General features: G+C 63.6%; 21 protein-coding genes. 5 read left to right on the plus strand and 16 right to left on the minus strand.

Annotated elements, in window-relative coordinates; all coding sequences use genetic code 11:
• Positions 1-18: 18 nt before the first annotated feature.
• Entirely contained in the window at positions 19-1,161 is a 1,143-nt protein-coding gene (locus tag EL255_RS05975) for a MalY/PatB family protein (protein WP_042652632.1), read from the minus strand.
• A gap of 162 nt (positions 1,162-1,323) precedes the next feature.
• Between EL255_RS05975 and EL255_RS05980 the strand changes: the two genes are divergently transcribed.
• Positions 1,324-2,496, plus strand: coding sequence for an MFS transporter (locus EL255_RS05980; protein ID WP_042652631.1), 1,173 nt, complete (start codon positions 1,324-1,326; stop codon positions 2,494-2,496).
• Positions 2,497-2,657: 161 nt separating this feature from the next.
• Here EL255_RS05980 and EL255_RS05985 read toward each other — a convergent pair whose 3' ends face one another.
• Both EL255_RS05985 and EL255_RS05990 read right to left on the minus strand, forming a co-directional pair.
• Positions 2,658-3,542, minus strand: a complete 885-nt coding sequence (locus EL255_RS05985) for a LysR family transcriptional regulator (RefSeq protein ID WP_042652630.1) — start codon at positions 3,540-3,542, stop codon at positions 2,658-2,660.
• An 88-nt stretch (positions 3,543-3,630) separates the two neighbouring features.
• Positions 3,631-4,401: a YciK family oxidoreductase gene (locus EL255_RS05990; RefSeq protein WP_042652629.1), complete on the minus strand. Its 771-nt coding sequence runs from the start codon at positions 4,399-4,401 to the stop codon at positions 3,631-3,633.
• Between the two features lie 222 nt (positions 4,402-4,623).
• Here EL255_RS05990 and sohB point away from each other — a divergent pair, with 222 nt between their 5' ends.
• A complete protein-coding gene (gene sohB / locus EL255_RS05995) occupies positions 4,624-5,631 on the plus strand; it encodes a protease SohB (RefSeq protein ID WP_042652628.1) in 1,008 nt (335 codons plus the stop codon).
• A 229-nt stretch (positions 5,632-5,860) separates the two neighbouring features.
• Here the strand turns inward: sohB and astB are convergent, their stop codons facing one another.
• Positions 5,861-7,198, minus strand: coding sequence for an N-succinylarginine dihydrolase (astB, locus tag EL255_RS06000; RefSeq protein ID WP_042652627.1), 1,338 nt, complete (start codon positions 7,196-7,198; stop codon positions 5,861-5,863).
• A gap of 361 nt (positions 7,199-7,559) precedes the next feature.
• On the opposite strand from astB, the gene topA reads away from it, so the two are divergent.
• Together topA and EL255_RS21310 are read left to right on the plus strand one after the other, a co-directional pair.
• Entirely contained in the window at positions 7,560-10,181 is a 2,622-nt protein-coding gene (gene topA, locus EL255_RS06005; protein WP_042652626.1) for a type I DNA topoisomerase, read from the plus strand.
• A gap of 114 nt (positions 10,182-10,295) precedes the next feature.
• The gene (locus EL255_RS21310; RefSeq protein ID WP_170175994.1) at positions 10,296-10,469 is read left to right on the plus strand and encodes a hypothetical protein; all 174 of its coding nucleotides are present in this window, start codon (positions 10,296-10,298) and stop codon (positions 10,467-10,469) included.
• Here EL255_RS21310 and EL255_RS06010 read toward each other — a convergent pair.
• The 10 genes from EL255_RS06010 to EL255_RS06055 form a co-directional block, all read right to left on the minus strand.
• Positions 10,466-10,822, minus strand: a complete 357-nt coding sequence (locus EL255_RS06010; protein WP_042652625.1) for an MGMT family protein — start codon at positions 10,820-10,822, stop codon at positions 10,466-10,468. The two genes, EL255_RS21310 and EL255_RS06010, sit on opposite strands and share 4 nt — an antisense overlap.
• 85 nt (positions 10,823-10,907) lie before the next feature.
• The gene (locus EL255_RS06015) at positions 10,908-12,461 is read right to left on the minus strand and encodes a methyl-accepting chemotaxis protein (RefSeq protein ID WP_042652624.1); all 1,554 of its coding nucleotides are present in this window, start codon (positions 12,459-12,461) and stop codon (positions 10,908-10,910) included.
• A 206-nt stretch (positions 12,462-12,667) separates the two neighbouring features.
• Positions 12,668-14,536: a beta-N-acetylhexosaminidase gene (locus tag EL255_RS06020; protein WP_042652623.1), complete on the minus strand. Its 1,869-nt coding sequence runs from the start codon at positions 14,534-14,536 to the stop codon at positions 12,668-12,670.
• Complete coding sequence (locus EL255_RS06025) at positions 14,521-15,393, minus strand: glucosamine kinase nucleotide-binding domain-containing protein (protein WP_042652622.1); 873 nt, start codon at positions 15,391-15,393, stop codon at positions 14,521-14,523. Before EL255_RS06025 ends, EL255_RS06020 begins: the two co-directional genes overlap by 16 nt.
• Positions 15,394-15,507: 114 nt before the next feature.
• The gene (locus EL255_RS06030) at positions 15,508-17,253 is read right to left on the minus strand and encodes a glycoside hydrolase family 9 protein (RefSeq protein WP_042652621.1); all 1,746 of its coding nucleotides are present in this window, start codon (positions 17,251-17,253) and stop codon (positions 15,508-15,510) included.
• Between the two features lie 100 nt (positions 17,254-17,353).
• Entirely contained in the window at positions 17,354-18,346 is a 993-nt protein-coding gene (locus tag EL255_RS06035; RefSeq protein WP_042652620.1) for an ABC transporter ATP-binding protein, read from the minus strand.
• A gap of 11 nt (positions 18,347-18,357) precedes the next feature.
• Positions 18,358-19,380: an ABC transporter ATP-binding protein gene (locus EL255_RS06040; RefSeq protein WP_042652619.1), complete on the minus strand. Its 1,023-nt coding sequence runs from the start codon at positions 19,378-19,380 to the stop codon at positions 18,358-18,360.
• Positions 19,377-20,291 carry an ABC transporter permease gene (locus EL255_RS06045; protein ID WP_052445689.1) on the minus strand — a complete coding sequence of 305 codons (915 nt, stop codon included), beginning with the start codon at positions 20,289-20,291 and terminating at the stop codon, positions 19,377-19,379. The genes EL255_RS06040 and EL255_RS06045 overlap by 4 nt, the downstream gene beginning before the upstream one ends.
• Before the next feature lies 1 nt (position 20,292).
• Positions 20,293-21,276, minus strand: coding sequence for an ABC transporter permease (locus EL255_RS06050; protein WP_042652618.1), 984 nt, complete (start codon positions 21,274-21,276; stop codon positions 20,293-20,295).
• 117 nt (positions 21,277-21,393) lie between these two features.
• On the minus strand, positions 21,394-23,079 hold the full coding sequence (locus tag EL255_RS06055; protein WP_042652617.1) for an ABC transporter substrate-binding protein: 1,686 nt from the start codon (positions 23,077-23,079) through the stop codon (positions 21,394-21,396).
• Positions 23,080-23,374: 295 nt separating this feature from the next.
• On the opposite strand from EL255_RS06055, the gene EL255_RS06060 reads away from it, so the two are divergent.
• Entirely contained in the window at positions 23,375-23,725 is a 351-nt protein-coding gene (locus EL255_RS06060; protein WP_126623282.1) for a hypothetical protein, read from the plus strand.
• On the opposite strand, the gene rimO is transcribed toward EL255_RS06060, so the two are convergent.
• Both rimO and EL255_RS06070 read right to left on the minus strand, forming a co-directional pair.
• Positions 23,667-24,995, minus strand: a complete 1,329-nt coding sequence (rimO, locus tag EL255_RS06065; protein WP_042652615.1) for a 30S ribosomal protein S12 methylthiotransferase RimO — start codon at positions 24,993-24,995, stop codon at positions 23,667-23,669. The genes EL255_RS06060 and rimO overlap by 59 nt on opposite strands.
• Before the next feature lie 392 nt (positions 24,996-25,387).
• Positions 25,388-26,464, minus strand: coding sequence for a permease (locus EL255_RS06070; protein WP_042652614.1), 1,077 nt, complete (start codon positions 26,462-26,464; stop codon positions 25,388-25,390).
• Positions 26,465-26,510 lie beyond the last annotated feature (46 nt).

The raw sequence follows: 26,510 nt of genomic DNA on the forward strand, positions 1-26,510 counted from the left end.
GCCTCCGGTGCCGCGTTATCAGCGGCGGGGCTGGAGGATGGCCTTCTCCATGCGCGCCAGCGCCTCGACGAGACGCGCCCTGGTGCAGCCGAAGTTGAGCCGCACGAACTGGCCATCGCCGAATTGGGCGCCGGGGGAGAGCCCCACCCCAGCCTGCTCGAAGAAGGCGACGGGATCGTCCAGCCCGAGCGCGCTGACATCGATCCAGGCGAGGTAGGTGGCCTGGTTATTGGCCAGCTTGACGCCGGGCCAGCGGGCGACCGCCTGCTCGATCAACGCCAGATTGGCGGACAGATAATCGATCTGCTCCGCCAGCCACTGCTCGCCGCCCTCGTAGGCCGCCTCAGCCGCCACGAAGCCCAGCAGGTTGACGTCGGCGCTGATGCCGCGCATCGCCTGCTGCAGCTTGAGCCGCAGACGTGCGTTGGGCACCACGGCGAAGGAGCAGCACAGGCCGGCGATGTTGAAGGTCTTGCTTGGGGCCATCATCACGGCGCAGCGTTCGGCCGCGGCCGGGCTCAGGGCGCCATAGGGAATGTGGCGGGCATCTTTATCCAGCAGCAGATCGCAGTGGATCTCGTCCGAGCAGACAACCAGGTTGTGGCGCTCGGCGATGGCGTCGATGGCCTCCAGCTCCTCGCGGGTGAACACTGTGCCACCCGGATTGTGCGGGTTGCACAGCAGCAGCAGGTCGGCGGAGGGGGCCTGGCGCTCGAGTTCGATCAGATCCAGCACCCAGCGCCCGGCCTCCTCGATCATGGGGACTGTGAGCAGGGGGCGATCGTTGAAGCCCGGCGCCAGCAGGAAGGGGTAATAGACCGGCTTGGGGGTGATGATGCCACGGCCATGCTGGCTCCAGGCCTTGCAGGCCAGGTTCAGGCCGGGCACCACGCCGGGCAGGAAGACCAGCCACTCCGGCTGGATGGCCCAGTCATAGCGCTGCTGCATGCGGGTCACTATGAGTTCGATCAGGCGGGGCGAGGGGCGGGAGTAGCCGAAGATGCCGTGGGCAACCCTCTGGGTGAGCGCCTCGATCACCGCAGGGGGGGAGCGAAAATCGGTGTCGGCCACCCACATGGGCAGCACGTCCTGAGTCTTGTACTTGTCCCATTTCAGGCTCATGGTATGGCGGCGATCTATCTCCCGATCAAAATCAAACATGTGAAATCCTTGTGCTGGCCAGAGGGTTTACCAATGTACGGACTTGGACGTGGCCTCGCAAGCCTTGAGGTGGCTCTTGATAGTGACATAAAATGAGCGCCGTCATTTTATACAGCTGCCGGTTCCTGGCTCCTTTTTCTCTCCCTTATCGATGGTATCTCTATGAGTTTATTGACCGCAGCCCGCAAGAGGCCGGATCCCGTTTCCCTCTCTTTCCTGGCCGTGACCTTCATGACCGGGGTGGCGGTGGCGCTGCAGGTGCCGACCCTGAGCCTGTTCCTGGCCGAGGAGGTGCAGGTGCGCCCCTTCCTGGTGGGCCTGTTCTACACCGTCAATGCGGTGATAGGCATCCTCATCAGCCAGTGGCTCGGCCACCGCTCCGACAGCAAGGGGGATCGCAAACAGCTGATCCTGCGCTGCTGCTTCGCTGGCATAGTGCTCTCCCTGCTGTTTGCCTGGAACCGGCAGTACTGGTTGCTGGTGAGCCTGGGGGTGGTGCTGGCGAGCCTGACCGCTACCGCCAGCCCTCAGCTGTTCGCCCTGGCGCGGGAATATGCCGACAGCCGCAACAAGCGCGCCGACATGTTCAGCTCTGTGCTGCGGGCCCAGTTCTCCCTGGCCTGGGTGATAGGGCCGCCGGCCGCCTTCGCGCTCGCCATCGGCTACGGCTTCGAGGTGATGTACCTCGCCTCGGCCTTCGCCTACCTCATCTGCGCCTTCGTGGTCTGGCGCTGGCTGCCCTCCCTGCCGCTGCCCAAGTCCAATGGCGAGACGGAGCGGGTCAGCAGCTGGCGGGACCCTTCGGTGCGGGCGCTGTTCATCGCCTCCACCCTGATGTGGACCTGCAACAGCATGTACCTCATCAACATGCCGCTCTACATCACCCGTGAGCTGGGGCTGGAGGAGAAGCTCGCCGGGATCCTGATGGGCACGGCGGCGGCCCTCGAGATCCCCTTCATGCTGCTGGCGGGCTACTACACCCGTCGCTTCGGCAAGCGACCCATGATGCTGCTGGCGGTGCTGGCCGGCTTCGGCTTCTACGTGGGGCTGGTGACCCTGTCGAGCCAGACGGCGCTGATTGGCTTGCAACTGCTCAACGCCATCTTCATCGGCATAGTCGCCGGGATCGGCATGTCCTACTTCCAGGATCTGATGCCGGGCCGGGCCGGGGTGGCGACCACTCTGTTTGCCAACAGCATCCGCACCGGCTCCATCATGGCGGGCGCGATCGCGGGGACTGTGGCCGAGATCTGGAGTTTCCACGGGGTCTTCATGGTGGCCACCGGATTGGCGCTGGCGGCGCTGGCGGCCTGCTGGCGGGTGCCCAATGTGTGAGGGTGTGAGGGTGTGAGGGTGTGAGGGTGTGAGGCTGGAAGGGCTGGCGCCGAGATCCGATAGGCAGGGGTAAGCAGGGGGCAAACAGGGAGTAATCTGGCTGAGGGTCCGGTCGGCCCCGTGCCCCGCCTAAAGGCGTGCGCAGGGGCTGACAGCCGGGTTTACTTGACGCTCTCGGCCTGGTATTCGTTGCGCAGGCAGCGCAGCAGCAACTCGGCCGCCGGCCCCAGCGCATCGGTCGAGGGGGTGAGCAGGTAGGTGTAGAGGTAGCGCTCGCTGCCCCCTTCCAGATTGAGTTGCACCAGGCTGCCACTGGTGAGCTCCTCCTGCACCAGGTGGCGCGGCAACCAGGCGTAGCCGAGGCCGAGCCGCAACATGGCGAGTACCTCGTGATAGTGGGTTGCCTTCCAGCCGGTGTCGTCCGCATCGTTCCAGTCCACCGAGCGATGGATGGGCGGGTGCAGGCTTATCTGGTTATGGGCGCCGAGATGCTCGGCCTTGACGGGATCGGTCAGGCTGGCGAGGGGATGCTCGGCCGCGCACAGCGGCAGCAGGCAGACCTCATCCAGCGGCAGGCCGGTGCGATCGTGTGGCAGGTGCTCGGAGAGCATCAGATCCCCCACCTGCAGCGCATTGAAGTGGCAGTGGATCCGCTCGTGCAGGTTGATGCGGCAGCCCCGGCTGCGGGGATAGAAGTGGGCCAGCGCCCGATAGAGCCGCTCCCTTGGCTGCAGCACCGAGACATACAGGTTGATCTGCGGCTCCCACTGCCGCTCCAGGTTGTTGGCCAGGTTCTCCAGCTCCTCCACCTGCTGGCTGAGCTGGCGGGCCCGCTTGAGGAAGATCTCCCCCGCCGGCGTCAGCACCGCCTTGCGTCCCCGCACCTCCAGCAGGGCCAGCCCCAGACTCTGTTGCAGCTTGGCCACCGCATGATTGAGGGACGACTGGCTCTTGTTCAGCGCCTCGGCCGCCTGGGCGTAACCACCACAGTCGACCACGGCCTGAAAGATCCTCCATTGCTCAAACGTGCTCTTGGGACGAAACATAGCTCAACCTGTCAGGGGCGGATGGGATTCAACAGGGCGCTACTGGCACCCCCTCTTCAATTTAACCCTATCTGGTTATTTTGTTGACTTATTTGGGTTGGGCCGCTTTCGGTTGGGCAACAAAGGTCTGGCCGGTCTTGCCACGGCTGTCGGCCCCCATCAGATAGAGGTAGAGCGGCATCAGGTCGGCCGGGGTCTTCAGCAGCTGCGGATCTTCCGCCGGGAAGGCGCTGGCCCGCATCTTGGTGCGGGTGCCGCCCGGGTTGAGGGTGTTGACCCGCACCGCGGTGTTTTCCAGCTCGTCGGCCAGCACCTCCATCATCCCCTCGATGGCGAACTTGGAGATGGCATAGGTGCCCCAGTAGGCGCGCCCCTTGCGACCGACGCTGGAGGAGGTGTAGACGATGGAGGCATCGCCGTGCGCCTTGGCGGTCTGGCGAATGAGTGGCAGCAGCGCCTGGGTCAGCAGGAACTCGGACTTGACGTTGACCTGCATCACCTCGTCCCATTCCTGCTCCTGGATGTGTTCGAACGGCGACAGGGTGCCGAGCAGGCCGGCGTTGAACAGCACGCCGTCGAGGCGGCCGAACTGCTGGGTGAAGGTCTCGGCCATGCCGCGATAGTGGCTGGCGGTGGCGCCTTTCAGATCCACCGGCACTATGGCGGGCAGAGGGTGGCCGGCGGCCTCGATCTGGTCGTAGACCGCCTCGAGCTTGCTGCTGGTGCGACCGAGCAGTATCACGGTGGCGCCGTGGGCGGCGTAGTTGAGCGCCGCCTCGCGACCTATGCCGTCACCGGCGCCCGTCACCAGAATGACCTTGTCCTTGAGCAGATCCCGGGGGGCCTGATAGTCGAGCATGTTGACTCCTGTATAACCAGTTCGTGGCAGATGGGCGCGGCAATGAGGGGCAAGTGTACTGATCCGGGACTGCCCTTGACCAGTATGAGACGGCAAAAATGTGAAGAAAACAGCGGGGTAGGGTGGGCCGCCGGCGTTATGCGGGGGTCAGTGGCAGAGTTTTTGCACCATCTCACCAAACTCCTTACTATGTGAAAAAACCGACTCATCGTGGAGCATCAAGTGGCATTTTTGACCGAATACGGCCTGTTTTTGGCCAAGACCCTCACCTTACTGCTGGCCATAGGCGCCATCATACTGATGCTGGTCAGCAGCCGTCAGCCCAAGGCGCGCAAGGGGGAGCTGGTGGTGACCGATCTCTCCAGCGAGCTGGAGCAAGGGCAGCATAAGCTGCAGCTGGCCCTGGCCGGCAAGGCGCAGCGCAAGCAGCTGGAGAAGCAGCACAAGGAGCTGCACAAGCAGCGTGCCAAGGCGACCGATGAGCGCAGCCACCTGTTCGTCATCGACTTTCACGGCAGCATGGATGCGAAGGAAGTTGCCTCCCTGCGGGAAGAGGTGAGCGCGGTGATCGGGGTCGCCCAGCCCGGCGATGAGGTGCTGCTGCGCCTGGAATCCGGCGGCGGCGTGGTGCACGGCTATGGCCTCGCGGCCTCCCAGCTGCAGCGCCTGCGCGACAGAGACATTAAGCTCACCGTGGCCATCGACAAGGTGGCGGCCAGCGGCGGCTACATGATGGCCTGCGTGGCGGATCAGATCCTGGCAGCCCCCTTCGCCATCGTCGGCTCCATCGGGGTGATAGCCCAGTTGCCAAACTTCAACAAGCTGCTCAAGAAGCACGATATCGAATTCGAGATGCACACCGCAGGCCAGTACAAGCGCACCATTACCATGTTCGGCGAGAACGACGATCTGGGGCGGGAGAAGTTCCGTGAGGAGCTGGGTGCCATCCACGATCGCTTCAAGGCGTTCGTGGCCGAGCACAGGCCGAACCTCGACATCGACCGGGTCACCACGGGTGAACACTGGCTGGCGAGCCAAGCCAAAGGCCTGGGGCTGGTGGACACCCTCTGCACCAGCGATGACTACCTGTTGGCACAGTCCAGCCACCACAAGGTGGTGGGCATCAGCTACCGCAAGCCCAGGAGCCTGACCCAGAGGCTGGGCCAGCAGGGCGCCCAGGCGCTGGAGGCGGGTCTGGGCCGGCTGTGGCAGCAGAGCCCCTGGCGCTAAGAACCTGTTTACGCTCTTACTGCGAGGCCGTGATCAAGGCTCATGTGCTGCTCGCTTGTTTGTAACCAAGAGTTCTCACGTATATCTATACGCTCCGGTTCCTGCGCGGCTCTTCACCTTACTGACGACCTCTCGCGACAGATCGTGAACAGGTTCTAAGGCGTCGCTCAATGGATTGAAACAAAAAAGCCGGGCATTTGCCCGGCTTTTTCTATCCAGTGCTTAGCGCTCAGCGCTGGAAGGGATAGACGGAGCCGAGCTTGAGGATCTGGGTCAGCTCGTCCAGCGCGGTGCGGGTCTCCAGCACCAGGGATGGGTCGCGCAGGTCATCGAGCGCCAGGCTGTCGCGGTAGTGGCGATCCACCCACTGATCCAGGCGGGCAAACTGGCCGTCGTTGATGAGGCAGGCCGGGTTGACCGCGGCCAGCTCCGCATCGTTCATGGCGACCCGCAGCCGCAGGCAGGCGGGGCCACCGCCGTTGCGCATACTCTGCTTCACGTCCATGAAGTGCACGCCCGTGATCGGCGTGCCGAGCGTGAGCAGCTTGTTCAGATAGGCGGATACGGCTGGGTTGCCCTGGCACTCGGTGGGGGCGATGATCGCCATCTTGCCGGACGGCAGGGTCAGGATCTGGGTGTTGAACAGGTAGGACTTCACCGCATCCTGCACCGACACCTCGGCGGTCGGCACCTCGATGAAGTGCAGCTCGCCGTCACCGAACTTGGCGCGCACCTCGGCCAGGGCCCCGGCGGTATTGAGAAACGCTTGCTGGTGGAAGAACAGCACATTCTGGTTGCCCACCGCGATCACGTCGTTGTGGAACACCCCCTGATCGATCACCTCCGGGTTCTGCTGAATGAACACCGCGCTCTCTTCCCCCAGGCCGTGCAGGCGGGCGATGGCCTGGCTGGCCTCCAGGGTCTGGCGGGCCGGGTAGCGCTTGGGGGCGGGCTGGGAGACGTCGAAGGCGCTGCGGCCATAGACGAACAGTTCGATCCCGGCCTCGCCGTAGGCGCGGCACAGCCGGGTGTGGTTGGCGGCGCCCTCGTCACCGAAGTGATCGTTTTCCGGCAGATGCTGGTGGTGGCTGAAGTGGCGATCGTTGTTGAATACGGCGCGCAGGATGCGACCGGTCACCTCCGGCTCGAGGGAGCGGTGGAACTTGTTGGTCAGGTTGGCGGGGGTGAAGTGAATGCGGCCATCCTGGGTGTCGGCGCTCGGCGAGACGGTGGCGGCGTTGGCGGTCCACATGCTGGAGGCTGAATAGCAGGCGGCCAGCACGGCGGGGGCCTGTTTCGCAGCCTGGGCCAGCACGCTGGCATCCGAGCCGCTGAAGCCGAGGCGGCGCAGGGTGGCGAGATCGGGTCGCTCCTGGGGCGCCAGCACCCCCTGGGTCATGCCGAGCTCGGTCAGCGCCTTCATCTTGCGCAGCCCCTGCTTGGCCGCCTCCTTCGGGTTGGAAGCCTCCTTGGCGTTGCTCTGGGAAGCCACGTTGCCATAGGACAAGCCGGCGTAGTTGTGGGTGGGGCCGACCAGACCGTCGAAGTTGACCTCGAAGTGCTTCATGACTACATCCTTTCGATTTTTATATGGGGAGCGGTTCCTTCCGCGCACAAAGCTGCGGCGTATGGCCATTATAAAGAGATTTTGTCTTTTGTAACAAGCTGATAACCAAGGTGGTTTTTTATGTTTCAGGAGCGGTTGGATATGTCGTTTCAAATATAAAAAGGGGGGAGATATAGCATAAAAACAAAAAAGCGGTTGCTTCCCGCGCGCAGGCTTCGCATTAATAAATAAAGAGACAAGGCGGTGTGGGCTGGTCAAGCAAATTTGTCTCCAAGATTGCTTTTTCGCGTCAAATCTCTTATACAGCCCCACAAAACCGCACACCAACCCCGACGGGTGCAATGAGGATAATAGTTACAGCATGGGCAAATCACTGGTCATAGTGGAGTCTCCGGCCAAGGCCAAGACCATCAACAAATATTTGGGCAAGGACTACGTGGTGAAATCCAGCGTCGGTCATGTGCGCGATCTGCCGACCAGCGGCAGCGCCAGCAATGAGCCCAAAAAACCTGTCATTCGCGGCATCAAGCTGAGCGAATCAGAGAAGGCTGCCAAGGATCGCAATGCCCTGTTCTCCAGGATGGGGATCAATCCGACCGCAGGCTGGCAGGCCAACTACCAGATTTTGCCCGGCAAGGAAAAAGTGGTTAACGAGTTGCAGAGTCTGGCCGCCAAGGCCGACACCATCTATCTCGCAACCGACTTGGACAGAGAGGGAGAGGCGATCGCCTGGCATCTGCGCGAGATCATCGGCGGTGACGACAGCCGCTACAAGCGGGTGGTGTTCAACGAGATCACCAAGACCGCGATCCAGGAGGCGTTTGCCCAGCCGTCCGAGCTGAACATCCATCGCGTCAACGCCCAGCAGGCCCGTCGTTTCCTCGATCGGGTGGTGGGCTACATGGTCTCCCCGCTGCTGTGGAAGAAGCTGGCTCGCGGGCTGTCCGCCGGTCGGGTGCAGTCCGTCGCGGTGCGGCTCATCGTCGACAAGGAGCGCGAGATCAAGGCGTTCGTGCCGGTGGAGTTCTGGGATCTCAACGCCGATCTGCTGACCGCCGAGCAGTCCGCCCTGCGCATGGAAGTGGTCAGCCGCAACGGCGTCGACTTCAAGCCGGTCACCCAGGCCGAGACCTTCGCCGCCGTCGCCGCCCTGGAAGGGGTCGACTACAAGGTGGTGAACCGGGAAGACAAGCCGACCGGCTCCAAGCCGTCCGCCCCCTTCATCACCTCCACCCTGCAGCAGGCGGCCTCTACCCGTCTGAGCTTCGGGGTGAAGAAGACCATGATGATGGCCCAGCGCCTGTATGAGGCGGGTTACATCACCTATATGCGTACCGACTCCACCAACCTCAGCAAAGAGGCGGTCGAGGCGCTGCGCGAGTACATCGGCGAGCAGTATGGCGCGGCCTATCTGCCCGCAGAGCCGAATCTCTACGGCTCCAAGGCCGGTGCCCAGGAGGCGCACGAGGCGATCCGTCCCTCCAGCGTGCTGGTCACCGCCGAGATGCTGGAAGGGATGGAGCCGGATGCGATGCGGCTCTATGACCTCATCTGGCGTCAGTTCGTCGCCTGTCAGATGACCCCGGCTCAGTACGACTCCTCCACCCTGACCGTCAAGGCCGGTGAGTTCGAGCTCAAGGCCCGTGGCCGTATCCTGCGCTTCGCCGGTTGGACCAAGGCCTTGCCCCCCATGGGTCGCAAGGGCGAAGACAACCAGCTGCCGGCGGTGACCGTGGGCGAGATCCTGAAGCTGGTCAAGCTGGATCCCCGTCAGCACTTCACCAAGCCGCCCGCCCGCTTCACCGAAGCGGCGCTGGTGCGCGAGCTGGAGAAGCGCGGCATCGGCCGTCCTTCCACCTACGCCTCCATCATCTCCACCATCGTCGATCGTGGTTATGTACGGGTCGAGAGCCGCCGCTTCTTCGCCGAGAAGATGGGTGAGATCGTCACCGATCGCCTGGTGGAGAACTTCGTCGAGCTGATGAACTACGAGTTCACCGCCAAGATGGAAGACAAGCTCGATGGCATCGCCGAAGGCAGCCTGGAGTGGAAGAAGGTGCTCGACGCCTTCTACGCCGAGTTTACCCAGGAGCTGGCGCAGGCCGACAAGCCGGCGGAAGAGGGCGGCATGCGCGCCAACCAGATGGTGCTGACCGACATCGACTGCCCGGATTGCGGCCGCAAGATGGGCATTCGCACCGCCACCACCGGCGTCTTCCTCGGCTGCTCAGGCTATGCCCTGCCGCCGAAGGAGCGTTGCAAGAAGACCATCAACCTGGTCAGTGCCGACGAGTTCGTCTCCGCCACCGACGGTGACGAGGCCGAGACCGAGGCGCTGCGTGCCAAGCACCGCTGCACCGTCTGTGGCACCGCCATGGATGCCTACATCATCGACGACAGCCGCAAGCTGCACGTCTGTGGTCGCAACCCGGACTGCGACGGCTACGAGATCGAGCAGGGCCAGTTCAAGCTCAAGGGCTATGAAGGGCCGAGCATCGATTGCGACCGTTGTGGATCCGAGATGCAGCTCAAGAACGGCCGCTTCGGCAAGTACATGGGTTGCACCAACGAGACCTGCAAGAATACCCGCAAGATCCTGAAAAATGGCGACATCGCGCCGCCGAAGGAAGATCCGGTGCCGTTGCCCGAGCTCAAGTGCACCCAGTCCGATGCCCACTTCGTGCTGCGTGACGGTGCGGCCGGTCTGTTCCTCGCCGCCAGCAACTTCCCGAAATCACGTGAGACTCGTGCGCCTCTGGTTGAAGAGCTCAAGCGTTTCCGGGACCGGCTCTCGCCCAAGCATCAGTACCTGGCCGATGCACCGGCGTCAGATCCTGACGGTAACGCATCCGTGGTGCGCTTCAGTCGCAAGACCAAGGAGCAGTACGTGATGACCGAGGTCAACGGCAAGGCGACGGGCTGGACGGCGCACTACGACAACGGAAAATGGCAGGAGAGCCTGGCCAAGGCGAAGAAATCCTGATCGGTCGTTGTTCACACAATGATGAAAGAGGCCCCGTACAGGGGCCTTTTTATTGGGAGATGACGGTATACTGAAGAGGCTGCATGGATGGCAGTGCAAGACACGGAGGTTGTGATGGAGATTAACGAGATCCGGCCGGGCATGACCTGTCTGACCAGAGAAGGAACGGCCTACGTGCTGGAAGTGGACAAGCAGAGTCTGCTGGTACTGCTGCAGCGGGAAGATGAAACCATCCCGGTGCAGGTGCGCAGCGACGAGATCCTGGGTCCGCTTCTCACCAATGACTAGAACGGGATCAGAAACAGCAGCTCGGCCAGGTCGGGCTGCCACTGCCACTCCCGCATCCTGACCCGCCCTCCGACCACCGGCACCCCCTCTTCCTGCAATCTTCCCGTCTGTTCATCGAAACCTGCCGAGCCCTTGGGCAAGGAGATCTTTCCGCCGGCGCCCAGCACGCGATGCCAGGGCAGCGTCTTGTCGGTCTCTCGTAGCACTTTACCCACCAAGCGTGCCCGCCCGGGCAGGCCCGCCAGATCGGCGACCTGACCATAGCTCACCACGCGACCGGCGGGGATCAGGGCCAGGATCGCCTCGATGCGCGCCGCCTTGCTCAGGGTGGCCGGGGAGGGGTCCATCATCATCAAGCCGTCTCCTTAAGACAGAAGCGCCATTGTGGCGCTTCTGTGGTCTCGGCGGCAAGGCTCAGCCTCTTGCTGCAGCATTCCGTCAGCCAAAGGTCTGGCTCAGTCCCCTGAGCTCGTGGGTGCGCTTGAGCAGCTCCTGGCTGGAGTCGTCCACCGCCTGCATCTTCTGGCTGTTGGCGCGGGAGTACTGGGAGATCTGGTGAATGTTGCGGCTGATCTCCTCCACCACCGCCTGCTGCTGCTCGGCGGCGGCGGCGATCTGGGTGGAGAACTCGGTGACCTGCTCTATCTCCTCCAGCACCAGGTGCAGGTTGCCGGAGCCCTGGCGCGTCATCTGGGCGCACTCGCGGGTCTGGGCCAGGTTCTCCTGCATCATCCCCTGCCAGCGTCCCAGGGTCTGCTGGATCTGATGGATGCTGCCCTGGATCTGCTCGGTCGCCTTGTGGGTGCGGGTCGACAGGGTGCGCACCTCGTCCGCCACCACCGCGAAGCCACGGCCCTGCTCCCCGGCCCGGGCCGCCTCGATGGCGGCATTGAGCGCCAGCAGGTTGGTCTGCGCCGCTATGCCCTGGATCTCGCCCATCAGGCTGCCGATCCGCTCCGACTCGCTGGCCAGCTCCACCGCGGAGTGGAAGGCCTGCTCCGCCTGTCTGGCCAGCTGCTCCATCTGCTGCTCGGTCTTATCCAGCTGCTGCACCGTGTGCTGGCAGCTGCTGCGCGCCTCCGTCACCTGGCCGTTGGTGTCCTGGATGTTGCGCGCTATCTCGTGGGCCGTGCTGGCCATCTGGGTCATGGCGGCGGCCATCTGCTGGGTCTGGGCATCCTGTTCGTTGATGTCGAGGAAGGCCTGATGGGAGGAGTCCTTCAGATCGGTCGCCAGGCTCTGCAGGGGATGGGTGGCGTCGTTGACCCGGCCCAGCACGGTGCGAATGCGGGCCTGCAGCATCTTGAGATGAAAGTCGGCGATGGCGCCAGGCGCATCCCCCGAGTAGACCAGCCGGGTCAGGCTGTCATATTCCTGGCCGAGCCGCTTGAGGTAGCGGGGCAGGGAGATGAGCTCGCGCCAGCAGGCGCCGGTGACCAGCAGCAGGGGCAGCAGCATCAGCAGCACCGTCATGGCGCCGTGGGCCAGCAGCGCCCAGCCGAACAGCCCCAGCATCAGCAGGCCGAGCAGCACCGGCTTGGCGCGGCGCAGGGAGGGCAGTCGGCTTTTGCCGCCCCGTTCGACCCCGAGCAGGGCCTGATAAGCCTGGCTCGCCACCTGTTTGAGCCTGGGCTCGGGCTTGCAGCGCACCGACTGATAGCCGCTGATCTTGCCCTGCTCGTAGATGGGGGTCACATAGGCATCGACCCAGTAGTAGCGGCCATCCTTGCAGCGGTTCTTCACTATGCCGCGCCAGGGGTTGCCCTCCTTGAGGCGATCCCAGAGATCGGCGAAGGCGGCCTTGGGCATGTCGGGGTGGCGCACCAGGTTGTGATTCTGGCCGACCAGTTCATCGGTATGGTAGCCGGCGATCTGGCAGAAGGCGGGGTTGGCGTAGGTGATGACGCCCCGCAGGTCGGTGGTCGAGACCAGCTGTACGTCGGCAGGGAACTCCACTTCGCGGTCCAGGGTCTGGACATCTCTGCGGGTCATAGGGATAAGCTCCGATGTTCTTATAGGTTGTTATTGTGGTGGCAGCGGATGGAGGGCCGGGGCCGCACTTGGCGCGGTTTGAGCAGCTTCATCGGGGCCTTATTTTGCCAATAAAGGCGGATTAAAAGTAGGGGCTAGGTTGGATTTTTGTTGTTTGGTGGTAAAAAAATGGCGACCAAAAGGTCGCCAAAAAGAGAAAGATAACGCTACCTCTGTGGTGCCCGGTAACACACTTGCAACTGATCGAGGATCTGCAACTGGCCCGGCAGACGGGCGGCGAAGTGCGCCCAATCCTTGCGAGCGGGCGCACTCCAGGCCACCTCGGCCGTGGCCAGCATACGCGGGAACAACATATAGTCGAGACGGTCACGAGAGGTCACCAGTTCCGACCATAAGGGGCTGAGCACCCCCAGGATGTTATCGTTGGCATGGAAATCGGCGGGCGCCGGATCGCAGGCGTAGACCTGCTCCAGGCTGAGGGGCCCGGCCCAGTAGAGGCCTGGCTCTTGCGGATCCTGGTTATAGGCCTGATCCAGATAGAGCTGCTGGGCCGGCGCCATCACCACGGGGTAGCCCTGGCTGGCGGCATCCAGCCCGGCCTGGAAGTGGGTCCAGGCGAAGATGGTGGCATCCCGGCTCACCTTGTCGCCGTGCAGTATCTCCTCCCAGCCCAGCATCTGCTTGCCCTTGGCGGCCAGGTAGCGCTGGCAGTGGCGCAGCAGATGGCCCTGCAGCTCGCGGCAATCCTGATAGCCTTCCTGCTGCATCAGCTGCCGGCAGGCGGGGCTGTCGGTCCAGACGCCGACGGGCACCTCGTCGCCGCCCATGTGCACCTGCTCACCGGGGAACAGCTGGCACACCTCGTCGATCACCTGCTCCAGGAACTGGTAGGTGCCGGGCAGGGCCGGGTTGAGCACGTTGTCATCGAAATGCTGCACCGACAGGTAGCGGGAGTGATCCGCCTCTTCCAGCAGCAGCGCCGGCAGCGCCTTGATGGCCGCATGGCAGTGACCCGGGATGTCGATCTCCGGGATGACGGTGATGCCGAGCCCGGCGGCGTAGGCCACCAGTTCGTGCACCTCGCTCTGGGTGTAGTAGCCGCCGTAAGGATCGGCGCCGCCGCTGAGCTGGGGCCCGACCGCCAGACCATGACCGCGCCAGGCGGCCACCTCGGTCAGCTGCGGGAAGGTCTTGATCTCCAGGCGCCAGCCCTCGTCATCGGTCAGGTGCCAGTGGAAGCGGTTGAACTTGTAGAGGCTCATCTGCTTGAGCAGGCGCTTGATGGTGGCGATGGGCTGGAAGTGGCGGGCGCAGTCCAGGAAGATGCCGCGAAAGCCGAACCGCGGCGAATCCGTCAGCTCGAGGCAGGGCAGGCTCTCCCCGTGTTGCAGCGCCCACTGGGCCAGACTCACCAGCCCGTGGCGCCAGCCCGCCTCGCCTGCCGCCTGGATGCGGATCTCCAGCGGCGTGATGGAGAGGCGATAGGCCTCGGGGGCGAGGGGAGCCTCGACCAAGTGGATCTCGGCGTCGTGATCCTGGCTGAGCGCCAGCCCCGTCAGCTCGTTGAAGTGGGCAAGCAGGCCGGCCAGCGAGCCCGGGCCGCGGACATGGGCCCGCTCCGCCAGCCGGAAGTTGCCTTCCGGCAACAGCAGATGGGCCGGTTGGGGCACTATGCCGTTGGCCGGCTCCAGCTCGGGCAGCTCGGGGGCCTGATGGGCCAGGGGCGGCAGGCCGAGCTCCTGGCCGGCCAGGGTCACCGGCAGCAGACGGGGGCCCGTGCTGCCGGTCTCAGTCAGGCTCAGGAAGAAGCCCTGCGGCAGGTCGGAGACGCGCTTGATGGGGGTGTTGCGACAGCAGAAACGCAGCTCGCTGGCGCCAGCCTGGGGGCTCAGCACCTTGTAGCTGCCGCTCTGGCGCAGGAGTTCACCTCCTTCCAGCGAGCTCGGGTCTATGTGGCGGGCCAGGCAGAAGTGCAGCTTCCAGGGAGTGGCTGGCAGTTGGCTCAGGCTGAAACGGAACCAGACATCATCACCGTCACGCCGGTCGACTTGGGTATGGATCAGGGGTGCAGACATGGGTATTCCTCTGATTGAGCAAATAATATCGCTCCCTCCAGCGCATCGGCCTTAGGGTGGGCAAGATTGAGGTGGGTCAGGCGAGGGGCGAGGCGCATGCCGACCCCGCCCAGCAGGGCAATCTGGTCGGCTCCCAGCCGCCGCATCCCCGCCAGCAGGGTCTGCAGCTGGGCACAGGTCTCGTCCAGCAGCTGGCAGGCGAGCGCATCCCCGTCCCCGGCGGCGTCAAACACCCAGGGGGCGAAGCGGCCGTAGTCGGCGGGAATGGCCCGGCTGGCCCAGCGCACCACCTCGGCCTGATCCCGCTTGAAGTGATCGAGCAAGCGAATAGCCAGCGTGCTGGGGGGCAGGATGCCGTCGTGGCAGAGCAGCGCCTGCTGGATGGCGCGCAGCCCCAGCCAGGCGCCGCTGCCGAGATCCGAGATGGGGAAGCCGCGGCCGGAGCAGGCACGTAGCTGGCCGTCCCGGTAGATGAGCCCGGCCGAGCCGGTGCCGGCGATGAGGATGGCCCCCTCCCGGCCGCCAAAGGCGCCGAGACAGGCACCGAAGGCATCCGAGGTGAGCTTCACGCTCGCGAAGGGGAAGGGCATGGCCAGCATGGCCTGGTAGCAATCGGCCAGTTCGGCGGAGGCGAGCGCCAGCCCGACCCCCATCTGCTGCTCGCACTCCCTGGGCAAGCCAGCCGCGATGCGGGCCAGCTCGATGGCGGCCAGCACGTTGCCGTGGGCCAGCGCGATGCCGAGCTCCAGATTGGATCCCGCTGCCCGACCTTCCCCCAGCAGTTTCCCGGCCCGATCGCGGATGCGGGCCCGGCTGTGGGTGCCGCCGCCGTCCACGCCGACCCAGAACTCAATCATGCTTGCCTCCCAGGGTGCTCTGCCAGCAGATGGCCAGGGCAAACCAGGCGGACTGCATGGAGGATCCACTGCTCTCCCCAGTGCCAGTTATGATCGAGCCGATCCTTGTACGTCTCAATCATGGGAGCCTCCGGGGGCGCTCTGCCAGCAGATGGCCAGCGCAAACCAGGCTGCGTGGGGGATCCACTGCTCGCCCCAGCGCCAGTTCTGATCCAGCCGATCCTTATACTGCTCCGGGATGAAGGCGATATCCGCCTCATCCTCGAAGCCGGCGGTGATGCCGTTGCAGATCCCGCCGAGGGCATTGGGGTAGCCGGCGGTGTAGCTCGGGTTGTTGATGCCATGCCCCGCCAGCATGCAGGCGTTGAAGGGGTTCTGCCCCAGGATCCAGTCGAGCTGGCGCTGGCCGAACGAGATCAAGGGCTGATGCTGCAGCGGCGAGGGCAAGGACCGGGCGGCGGCGAAGGCCATGGCGGCGAGGGACGCCAGCCGGGCGTTCTCCCCCTGCCACCAGTAACCCGACTCGTTGTGATGGGGTATGAAGAAACTCACCCTGGGCGTCTCGTCCACCCCTTTCACGTATTGGCGGGCGAGGGCGAAGGGGTTGCCGGCCTGGGCGGCGAGGGCCAGCTCGGCGGCGAGGGCCTGCTGCACCACGGCACACACCCTGGCCTGGCGCTCCGGATCCGGCTCGACGGCCAGGTACTCCAGCAGCGCCAGCACCGGCAACCCGGCCTCGGCGGCGTGGTAGTAGGGGCGTGAGCCGTCGTCGTTGGCACTCCAGTAGTGGCCGAGCTCGGGGTGGGGGCGCTGGCGGGCGCAGAGCCGGCCGGCCCTGTCTCTCACCTCGGCTAGCCACTCCGCTCCCAGCGTCTTGGTCAGCTCGACGGCGGCGAGCAGGGCGCAGTAGTCGTCGATGATGTTCTCGCGGCCGTCGTCCAGATAGGCGAGGTTGTGCTCGCGCAGGTGCAGGTAGCCGCGCCTGGCCGTCTCGGCATAGCGGCTGGCATCGAAGTCGCCGGCCATGGATTCACGGGCGGCGCGGGCCAGCGCGGCGATGGCTATGCCACCCCCTTGCCGGAAACCGGCCTGCCAGTCGCTGGACTTGCGTCCCTGTTGGGTGGCATAGGCGCACAGCTCGCGCTGCTCGGGATCCTTGCTCCACTGATCGAACAGGGTCATGTAGAAGAAGCCGCTCTCATCCTGCATCCGGCAGAGGAAGTCGGCGCCGTGCAGCGCCTCGTCGTTGAGCCGCTTGCACAGGTTCAGGCTGTCGATGTCGGTGCGGGTAGAGAGCAGCTCCCGGCACTTGAGCAGGGACCACACCACCATGGGGGTCTGCTGGGGGTTGAGGTAGTTGGCGTAGGAGAGGTGGCTCAGGTACTTGCTCATGTCGCCGCTGGCATCGAACCAGCCGCCGTGCACATCCCGTCGCTGCTCGCTGCCAAACAGCCGGGCTGCGCGATCGGCCCGCTCGAAGGCGCCGCTGGCGCGCTGGCCCTTGAAGTAGTGGATCACGTCGGAGAGGCAGCTGCGGCTCAGCAGCTGGGGGCCGATGGCGAAGCGGGGGGAGCGGGTCAGGCGCGGGCTGGCGGTGGCGTCGCCCCGCTCGGTCGTGACGGCCTCCAGCCGGTAGTGGCCCGCGCGGGTGAAGGCGCTGAAGTCGGCCCGCCAGAAGGCGCGGCCCTGCCAGCCCGGCACCCGGCCGGCGGCCTGCAGCTGGGCCTCGAACAGGATCTGGCCGTCATCCTCGCGCAGCAGCCGCACCCGACCGCTGAGGTCGGCATCGGCGGCGGTCTGCAACAGGGCAATCTTGTGGCCGTCACAATCGTAACCCACCTGATTGATCAAGAGTTCCATCAAGCTCTTACTCCCTCGGTCTGCCGGCATGGGCGAGACGGTTGGCGGGCCTAACGCTAAGGCCCGCATGGATGTGCGTGGGCGGCGGATGCCGCCCGGCTCACTCGTGCAGGTAGCAGCGCACGAAGTGGTTGTCGGCGAGCCTGGTCACCGGGGGCAGGTTCTCCTTGCAGCGCGGCATGGCCTGGTTGCAGCGTCCGGCGAAGGGACAGCCGTAGGATTGGGGCGTCCACAGCGGGATCTCCCCCTTGCGGCCCCCCTCCAGCTCGGCGTGGATGCTCTTCTCCGGATCCGGCACCGCCGAGATGAGCAGCTGGGTGTAGGGGTGCTGCGGGTGGTGCAGGATCTCGTCCACCTCGCCCCACTCCACCATGTGGCCCACGTACATCACCGCCAGATCCTCCGCCACATAGCGGGCGGTGGCGATGTCGTGGGTGATGTAGAGCATGGAGACGCCGAGCTCGTTCTTCATCTGCTCCATCAGGTTGAGGATGCCGATGCGAATGGAGACGTCGAGCATGGAGGTGGGCTCGTCCGCCAGCACCACTTCCGCCTCCACCGCCAGGTTGCGGGCGATATTGACCCGCTGGCGCTGGCCGCCGGAGAGCTGGTGCGGATACTTGGCGGCGGTGGCCTTGGCCGGGGTCAGCCCCACCTTCTCCAGCAGGGCATGGACCATGTCCGGCAGATCTTTCTTGTCGATCACCTTGCTGTGCAGCAGCAGGGGGCGGGCGATGTGGTGGTAGATGGTGTGGGTCGGGTTGAGCGAACCGAAGGGATCCTGCCACACCATCTGCACGCTCTGGCGATAGTCGAGCAGGGCGGTGCCCTTGTTGAACTCCTCCAGATCCCGGCCGCGGTAGAGGATGCGGCCGCTGGAGAGCTTGTACATCTTGGCGATGATCTTGGCGATGGTGCTCTTGCCGGAGCCAGACTCCCCCACCACCGCCAGGGCGCGGCCCCGGTGCAGGTTGAAGGTGATGTCGGAGAGCGCCCGCATCTTGCCGCTCTTGATGGCGTTGGAGTTGACGGAGAAGTCCTTGTAGAGATGCTGGACCTCGATGATGGGCGCGTCGGTTGGGGCGATTTGCATGACAGACATCCTTAACAGCCAGCGGCCTTGTCCAGGTAGATCGGAAGATCCTGTTGTTCCTCTGCCATGCCATAGAGGTGGCAGGCGGTCTGTTGTCCCGGCCGGATCTCGGCGAGGGCGGTGTACTCCTGGCGGCAGCGCTCATGGACCTTGCCGCAGCGGGCCTGGAAGCGGCAACCTACCGGCACCTCCAGCAGGTTGAGCGGGGTGCCGGGGATCCCCTCCAGCACGGTTTTCGGGCCGTGCAGGGGCGGGAAGGAGTTGCCGAGCCCCCTGGTGTAGGGGTGCAGCGGCGCGGTCAGGATCGCCTTGGCCGGTGCCACCTCCACCAGCTCACCGGCATACATGATGCCGATGCGATCGCAGAACTCGACCATCAGCGAGAGATCGTGGGTGATGAACAGGATGGAGAAGTTGTACTTCGCCTTCAGGGCATAGACTTTCTGCAGGATCTCCCGCTGCACCACCACGTCCAGCGCCGTGGTGGGCTCATCCATGATCAGCAGCTCGGGGTTGAGCGCCATGGCGATGGCGATCACCAGCCGCTGGCGCATGCCGCCGGAGAACTGGTGCGGGTAGTCCCGCAGCCGGCTCGGGTGAATGTCGACTATCTCCAGCAACTCCTGGGCGCGCTTGATGGCCTCGTAGCGGGTCAGCCCGGGATTGTGGGCGATCAGCACGTCGCAGAACTGCTCCTCCATGCGCAGCACCGGGTTCAAGGCATTCATGGCGGACTGGAACACCACGCTCGCCTGGCGCCAGCGGTAGCTGCGCAGCCGCGCGTCGTCGAAGCCGAGGATATTCTCCCCCTTGAACAGGATCTCGCCGCCGCTGATGTAGGCGGGCGGTTTGTGCAGCCGGGCCACCGAGAAGGCGACCGTGGACTTGCCACAGCCGGACTCGCCGGCGAGGCCGAATACCTCCCCCGGCATGATGTCAAAGCTGACCGAGTTGACGGCGCGCACGTCGCCGCTCTCGGTGATGTAGTCGACGCAGAGCTTGCGTACCGACAGCAGGGGTTGTTGCGGGCTCATGCTGTCTTCTCCTGAGCGGCGGTGACGGGAACGGGGGCGGCCAGTTTCTTCCAGCGACGGAGGCCCTTGTGGGAACGCAGCTGCGGGTTGGCTATCTCGTCGATGGCGAAGTTGAGCATGGCGAGGCCGGCGCCCAGGATGGCGATGGCGAAGCAGGGGGCCAGGATCTCCCACCAGGCGCCCACCAGGATGGCGCTCGAGGTCTGGGCGTTGTAGAGCATGATGCCCCAGCTGACCACGGTCGGATCGCCGAGCCCCAGGAACTCCAGGGTCGCCTCGGTGACGATGGCGTAGATGATGGAGCCGATGAAGCTCACCCCTATGATGGAGATGAGGTTAGGCAGTATCTCCACCAGGATGATGCGCCAGGCCGGCTCCCCCAGTACCTCGGCGGCGATGACGAACTCTTTTTCCCGCAGCGCCAGGGTCTGGGCGCGGATGACGCGGGCGCCATAGGCCCAGGAGGTGAGCCCTATGATGAGGGCTATCACCATGGGGGAGGCCTCCCCGATGAAGCTCGCCAGTACCAGCAGTAGCGGTAGCCCCGGGATCACCAGCATGACGTTCATCAGGAAGGTGAGGCACTCGTCGATCACGCCGCCGAAGTAACCGGCGGTGATGCCGATGCTGATGGCCAGGGCACAGACCAGCAGGCCGGCCCCGAAGCCCACCAGCAGCGAGATGCGGGCGCCATGGGTGAACTGGGACCAGAGATCGTGGCCCATGCGGTTGGAGCCCATCACCAGCTCCATGCTGGGGGGCTGGTGGGGGCGGGCGACCCGCTTGGTCGGCTCGTTGCTGGCGAGCAGCGGGGCAAACAGCGCCATCAGCACGAAGGTGACCACGATGGCGAGACCGAAGGCGGCTTTCTTGTTGCCCAGCAGGATCTTGAGGATGGTCGGCATGCGCATCTTATTTGCCTCCTGTACGCAGACGGGGATCCAGGAAGACGTAGAGCATGTCGGCCAGGAAGTTAAAACTGAGCATGGTGATGGTCATGATGAGCAGCTGCCCCTGGATCAGCGGGTAGTCGCGCGCCAGTATGCCCTGATAGAGCGTCAGCCCCAGACCCGGGTAGTTGAAGATGACCTCGGTGATGAGGGAGCCGCCGATGACGAAGCCGAGCGCCATGGAGAGCGCGGTGACGCTGGGCAGCACGGCGTTGCGGGCGCCGTAGTTGAAGATGACCCTGTTGTTGGAGAGTCCCTTGGCCTTGGCCATGGTGATGTAGTCCTCCCCCAGCAGGTTGATCATGTTGTTGCGCATGGTGATGAGGAAGCCGCCGATCTGCACCAGGGCCAGGGTGCCGACCGGCATGATGGCGTGCAGCATGATGCTCTTGATGTGCTCCCAGCCGAAGTCGGCCTTGATCTCCGGGCTGTAGGCGTAGCCGATGGGTAACCAGCCGAGGCTGACCCCGAACAGGAACAGGGCGAGCAGGGAGACCACCACCGGCGGTATGGCCTGCATCACCAGAGTGAGCGGCGAGAGGATGCTGTCCATGCGTCCCCCCCGATACCAGGCGGCGAAGATGCCGACGATGGAACCGATGGAGAAGCTGATGATGGTGGAGGTGCCCACCAGGAACAGGGTCCAGCCGATGGCGCGACCGAGCACGTCGGCGACCGGTTGTGGGTAATAACGCACCGAGGTGCCGAGATCCCAGGTGAAGACGCTCTTCACATAGGCGAGAAACTGGGTGCTGATAGGGCCGTCAACGAACCCGAAGGTGGCTTTGAGGGCTTCCAGGGCGGCGGGTTCCATCATGGCGCCGGCCCGAGCAAACATGACGGAGACGGGATCCCCTGGCATGGCTCTGGGTAGCAGGAAGTTGATGGTGGCGGCCACCAGGAAGGCGACCAGATAGAAGGAGAAACGTCTCAGTATAAATCCCATGGTGATACCTTTTACTGCAAGCCTGCCCCGCGCCGGGCAAAGCTCCCCCAACCCCGAGCGATACGGGGGATGGAAGACATGGCGGGGAAGAGGGCCCCCCGCAGGGGGCCGAGGTGGTTAGCTGTTTGGCTTGAGTGACAACACGTGCAGCAGACGCTCCGGGGTATCCGGGTGGAGCTGCGGCTTGGCGACCGGGTTGTCGGCACTGAACCAGCCATTGAAGCGCTTGGTGCTGTATTCGTACCAGGTCGGGTTGTTGAACACCGGGATGATGGTCTGGTTGGCGCCGACCCGCTCCTGGATGGCGAACATGATCTCCTTCTGCTTGGCCGCATCGGCGGTCTGGGTGAAGTCATCGATCAGCTTGTCGAGGGCCGGATCCTTGTAGCGTGGCGCCGCGAAGCGGTTGCCGCGCTCACCCATGTTGCGGGAGTGGAAGGCGGTCTCGAAGTACTTGTGCGGGTTGGCACCGGCAAAGTAACCCTGCAGGGCGACGTCGAAGTCACCGGTGATCAGGTTCTCGGTCCAGACGGTGGCTTCCGGGGTGGAGGTCTTGGCGTTCAGGCCGAGCGCCTGCAGGCCTTCGACCCCGATCTGGACTGTGTTGACCCAGTCGGTCCAGCCGTTTGGTACCAGCACCTTGAACTCGATCTTCTTGCAGCTCGGGGTGTCGAGGAACTTGTCGCCGTCACAGTCCTTGTAGCCGGCCTGTTTCAGCAGTGCCTTGGCACCTTCCAGGTCGAACTTGTTGAACTGGCCGTATTTCTTCTCGACATCCGGGTTGTCCCAGGAGGCGAACGCCTTGCCCAGACCAGACGGGTATTCGTTGACGGTCGGGTAGCCGTAGCCCGCGATGTCCACCATGGACTGGCGGTCCATCGCCATGGAGAAGGCGCGGCGGAAGTTGATGTCGTTGAAGGCTTCGTGGTTGCCCGGGTTCTTGCTCTGGAAGTTGACGTTGAACGCCACTGTGCCGGAGGCGGGGAACCAGTACTTGTTGTTCTTCGGATCGTTGCCGACGTAGAGGCGCTCGATGTCCGGCACGAAGGAACCGAACCAGTCCACGTCACCCTTCATCACCGCGGCCAGTACCTGGTCGTTGGTGGCCATCTGCGGCATGCGGATGCAGTCGATGGCGAGGTTGGCGTTGTCCCAGTAGTGCGGGTTGCGGCACTGGGTGTAGAGCTGGGCGGAGAAGTTGTCCACCTCGGTGAAGGGGCCTGTACCGACCGGCTTGTCGTTGGTGAAGGCCACCGGATCCTTGACGGACTTCCACTGGTGCTCGGGCACTATGGGCACCAGCACGATGTCGTTCACCACGTTGGTGTTGACCTCGGTCAGGTCGAACTTGATCTTGTGTTCACCCAGCTTCTCGATGCTCTTGATCTGAGTCCAGATGGAGCGCTCATCCAGCGCCTTGTTGGCCTTGACCAGGTTGAAGGAGAAGATGACGTCGTCGGCGGTGAAGGCTTCACCATCGGACCATTTGACCCCGTCGCGCAGATCGAAGGTGACCGACTTCAAGTCATCGCTGAAGGCGTAGTTGGTGGCCAGACGATAGACGGGTTTGCCACCCTGCATATCGTTGAAGATCACCAGCGGCTCATAGATGAAGTGACGGGTGGTGTGCAGCAGACCGGCCTGCAGGAAGGGGTTGAAGTTTTTAACCCATGCGGTTTCCTGTTGCGCGACCAGGGTCAGCACCGTCTTGTTCTCGGCGGCCATGGCGGTGCCGGCGGCACCGGCGAGCATCAGGGTCCCCAGCATGACTGAGGTAGCGATTTTGGATACTTTGGCAAGCATATTTTGTCCTTTCTTATTGGTCTTCCATGTTTGGAATGGAGCGCCGAGATCGCATGCTTGGATATCGGCCCTCTATGTTGGTCAGGTTTTGCACCCTTGTAGTTGTGTCATCCAACGCCCTTAGAAAAGCAGAATTAACAGGAAAACAACAACTCTTCATTTCGTCGATATCGTAAAAACTCGAGCCGCCTCGTCATTATCGTCAATTTATATTTTTAAACCTTTAAAATTATATAGTTACATTAATTCTCAGGAAACACCAAGTCACCCTTTATGACAGTTCGAAGACGATACTGTGAACTGGATCGTGCTCGATTTTTATCCTGGCGGCTGGCTTTTTTTTGTACTTGAAACAAGAGGCGGGTATTCGGTCGAGGACGTGATCGGGCTCACCGAGGCGAAGCTTGTGCCGGCAGGGGAGGAAAAGAGCGCAGCCGCCGCTGGCTTGGCTCCGGATCCTGCCGGCGCCATGCTCCTGTTTCTTGGTTATGGCGCCAGAAATAACAGGCATAAAAAAAGCCAGTCGGCGTGCGCCGACTGGCTTCTCGTGGGCACCGGCATGGCCGGCATCCTGGCTGTGGCAGGGCTTAGCCTACCAGGCTGGCCCACAGATCGTATTCGTCCGCCTCATCGATGCGGACCTTGACCAGGTCGCCGGGCTTGAGGCCGGTCTCGCCGTTCAGATAGACCAGGCCGTCGATCTCGGGGGCATCGGCGAAGGAGCGGCCGGTGGCACCCTCTTCGTCCACCTCGTCGATCAGCACCAGCATCTCCTGGCCGACCTTGCGGGCCAGCTTGCGGATGGAGACCCGCTGTTGCAGCTCCATGAAGCGCTGGAAACGCTCTTCCTGAACGTCTTCCGCTACCGGATCCGGCAGCTCGTTGGCCTTGGCGCCTTCCACCGGGCTGTATTTGAAGCAGCCGACCCGGTCCAGCTCCGCCTTGTCGATGAAGTCCAGCAGCATCTGGAACTCTTCTTCGGTCTCGCCGGGGAAGCCGACGATGAAGGTGGAACGCAGGGTGATCTCGGGGCAGATCTCGCGCCACTTCTGGATGCGCTCCAGGGTGCGCTCGACGGTGCCGGGGCGCTTCATCAGCTTCAGGATGCGCGGGCTGGCATGCTGCAGCGGGATGTCGAGGTAGGGCAGCACCTTGCCATCGCGCATCAGCGGGATGACGTCATCCACGTGCGGGTACGGATAGACGTAGTGCAGGCGTACCCAGATGTCGAGCTTGGCCAGCTCCTCGCACAGGGCCACCATGCTGGTCTTGACCGGCATGCCGTCGTAGAAACCGGTGCGGTGCTTGACGTCCACACCGTAGGCGGAGGTGTCCTGGGAGATCACCAGGATCTCCTTCACGCCGGCTTCTTTCAGGCGCTTGGCCTCGGCCAGCACCTCGCCGATGGGGCGGCTCACCAGATCCCCGCGCATGGAGGGGATGATGCAGAAGGTGCAGCGGTGGTTGCAGCCTTCGGAGATCTTGAGGTAGGCGTAGTGACGGGGGGTCAGCTTGACGCCGTGGGCCGGCACCAGGCTGGTGAAGGGGTTGTGATCCGGCTTGGCCACGTATTTGTGGACGTGACCCAGCACCTCTTCGTAGGCGTGGGGGCCGGTGATCTCGAGCACCTTGGGGTGGATCTCGCGGATCTGGTTCTCTTTGGCGCCGAGGCAACCGGTGACTATCACCTTGCCGTTCTCGGCGAGGGCCTCGCCGATGGCTTCCAGAGACTCCTGTACCGCGCTGTCGATGAAACCGCAGGTGTTGACCACTACCAGTTCCGCATCGTCATAGCTGGGCACCACGTCGTACCCTTCGGTACGCAGCTGGGTCAGGATGCGCTCGGAATCGACCAGGTTTTTGGGGCAACCCAAGGAGACGAATCCTACTTTGGGGGCCTGTTTTATGTTGGACATCGCTCAATCACTCTTAGGTGGCTCTCTTATAAGGGCGCGGATTTTACCGGAATGGCTAACCAAAAACTATACAGCTGGTGAAACGGAGCGGAACAATCTTTGTGGTGGTCGGCGTACTGGCGTTCGAGTGAGAGGATCCGGCCACTCATCGGGGGCGGGAATATGAAGGGGCCGCTTTTGCCTGCCGGGCACGCTGGACGGCGGGCAAGGGCCTCAGGGCTGATGGCTGCGACAGGCACAGGGGCTGGCATGGCCACGGGGTGCACTGCGATCCGATGAGGCGTTCCATGGCGACGCCAGACTGGCATCAGCCAACCCGGGAGAGCAGGGCTGGGTATATCCACCGGCAGAAAGCGGGGCCATAGGCCCCGCTTGTTCAGGAATGGCACGTCTCAGAAGGGGAGTAACCACTGAGTGAGGCATCCCATCAGTATGGCCATGCTCAGGATCATGGTCAGAAATGCCAGGATCATAGGGGTTCGGAATATCGACTTGAGCAGGATCACCTCGGTCAGGCTGGCGCCCGCACTGCCAATGATGAGGGACATGACGGCGCCCATGGCCATGCCTTTGTCCAGTAATACCGACGCAAGAGGGATCACCGCCTCGGCCCGGATATAGAGCGGAATGCCCACGACCGCACTGAACGGAATGGCCAGGGGATTGTCGGCCCCGGCATGGGCGGCTATCCACTCGGCAGGGATAAAGCCGTAGATAAATGACCCTATCAGCACTCCCAGCAGCAGGTAGGGCAGGACCTCTTTGAATTGCAGCCAGGCATCGGAGCGCGCCTTGGCGAATGCCGTGGGGATCACCGGCGCCTGAGTCAGGGCCGCAGTGCCGTCGGCGCCGCAGGAGATGCTCGCGGCTGCCTCTGGTTGCGGGGCGCAGCAGTATGGTGTCGTGTTGACCGGTTTGAGTGACTTGATGGAGCTGCTCGCACCGCAAGCGGCGGCCTTCATACCGGCTGACTCAGGGGTTGAGGCGCCGCCATTCGTGGCACAGCCCCCTTGCTTGGCATATTTGGGGTCTATGACGTGGCGTTCGAACCCCAGGTTGTCCAGCAGCATGCTCGCGAGCACTGAGACACCGGCTGCGATGACGGCATACAGCAGCGTCACCTGCCAACCGAAGGTGGCCCACATCAGACCGACGATGATCGGATTGAGCAGCGGCGAGACAAACAAGAAGGTCAGGGTTGGCCCAAAACCGGCTTTGGCTGACAAGAGTCCGCGCAACATGGGGATGGTCGAGCAACTGCAGAAAGGGGTCAGCGCCCCCAGCGCCGCCGAAATCAGATAGCCCCTGCCTCTTCGTGCCCCCAGCATGGCCTGGATCTTCTCGTCGGGGAGCCTCTGGCGTATCAGGCTGACACCAGCACTGATCACCAGAAACAGCGCCGACAGCTCGACGGCCAGCAACAGAAACATCCAGGCGGACTGCGTCAGCATGGCAAACCAATCGTTCATCGCAATTTTCCTCTTCTCGTCATTAAAACTATATTTCTAAAATATT

Source organism: Aeromonas encheleia (genome assembly GCF_900637545.1).
Classification (GTDB): domain Bacteria; phylum Pseudomonadota; class Gammaproteobacteria; order Enterobacterales; family Aeromonadaceae; genus Aeromonas; species Aeromonas encheleia.

What these genes read in the sequence shown, in the direction of transcription:
- EL255_RS05975 (WP_042652632.1), bottom strand. Translation starts at nt 1,161, where the DNA reads ATGTTTGATTTTGATCGGGAGATAGATCGCCGCCATACCATGAGCCTG.
- EL255_RS05980 (WP_042652631.1), top strand. Translation starts at nt 1,324, where the DNA reads ATGAGTTTATTGACCGCAGCCCGCAAGAGGCCGGATCCCGTTTCCCTC.
- EL255_RS05985 (WP_042652630.1), bottom strand. Translation starts at nt 3,542, where the DNA reads ATGTTTCGTCCCAAGAGCACGTTTGAGCAATGGAGGATCTTTCAGGCC.
- EL255_RS05990 (WP_042652629.1), bottom strand. Translation starts at nt 4,401, where the DNA reads ATGCTCGACTATCAGGCCCCCCGGGATCTGCTCAAGGACAAGGTCATT.
- astB (WP_042652627.1), bottom strand. Translation starts at nt 7,198, where the DNA reads ATGAAGCACTTCGAGGTCAACTTCGACGGTCTGGTCGGCCCCACCCAC.
- topA (WP_042652626.1), top strand. Translation starts at nt 7,560, where the DNA reads ATGGGCAAATCACTGGTCATAGTGGAGTCTCCGGCCAAGGCCAAGACC.
- EL255_RS21310 (WP_170175994.1), top strand. Translation starts at nt 10,296, where the DNA reads ATGGAGATTAACGAGATCCGGCCGGGCATGACCTGTCTGACCAGAGAA.
- EL255_RS06010 (WP_042652625.1), bottom strand. Translation starts at nt 10,822, where the DNA reads ATGATGATGGACCCCTCCCCGGCCACCCTGAGCAAGGCGGCGCGCATC.
- EL255_RS06015 (WP_042652624.1), bottom strand. Translation starts at nt 12,461, where the DNA reads ATGACCCGCAGAGATGTCCAGACCCTGGACCGCGAAGTGGAGTTCCCT.
- EL255_RS06020 (WP_042652623.1), bottom strand. Translation starts at nt 14,536, where the DNA reads ATGTCTGCACCCCTGATCCATACCCAAGTCGACCGGCGTGACGGTGAT.
- EL255_RS06025 (WP_042652622.1), bottom strand. Translation starts at nt 15,393, where the DNA reads ATGATTGAGTTCTGGGTCGGCGTGGACGGCGGCGGCACCCACAGCCGG.
- EL255_RS06030 (WP_042652621.1), bottom strand. Translation starts at nt 17,253, where the DNA reads ATGGAACTCTTGATCAATCAGGTGGGTTACGATTGTGACGGCCACAAG.
- EL255_RS06035 (WP_042652620.1), bottom strand. Translation starts at nt 18,346, where the DNA reads ATGCAAATCGCCCCAACCGACGCGCCCATCATCGAGGTCCAGCATCTC.
- EL255_RS06040 (WP_042652619.1), bottom strand. Translation starts at nt 19,380, where the DNA reads ATGAGCCCGCAACAACCCCTGCTGTCGGTACGCAAGCTCTGCGTCGAC.
- EL255_RS06045 (WP_052445689.1), bottom strand. Translation starts at nt 20,291, where the DNA reads ATGCGCATGCCGACCATCCTCAAGATCCTGCTGGGCAACAAGAAAGCC.
- EL255_RS06050 (WP_042652618.1), bottom strand. Translation starts at nt 21,276, where the DNA reads ATGGGATTTATACTGAGACGTTTCTCCTTCTATCTGGTCGCCTTCCTG.
- EL255_RS06055 (WP_042652617.1), bottom strand. Translation starts at nt 23,079, where the DNA reads ATGCTTGCCAAAGTATCCAAAATCGCTACCTCAGTCATGCTGGGGACC.
- rimO (WP_042652615.1), bottom strand. Translation starts at nt 24,995, where the DNA reads ATGTCCAACATAAAACAGGCCCCCAAAGTAGGATTCGTCTCCTTGGGT.
- EL255_RS06070 (WP_042652614.1), bottom strand. Translation starts at nt 26,464, where the DNA reads ATGAACGATTGGTTTGCCATGCTGACGCAGTCCGCCTGGATGTTTCTG.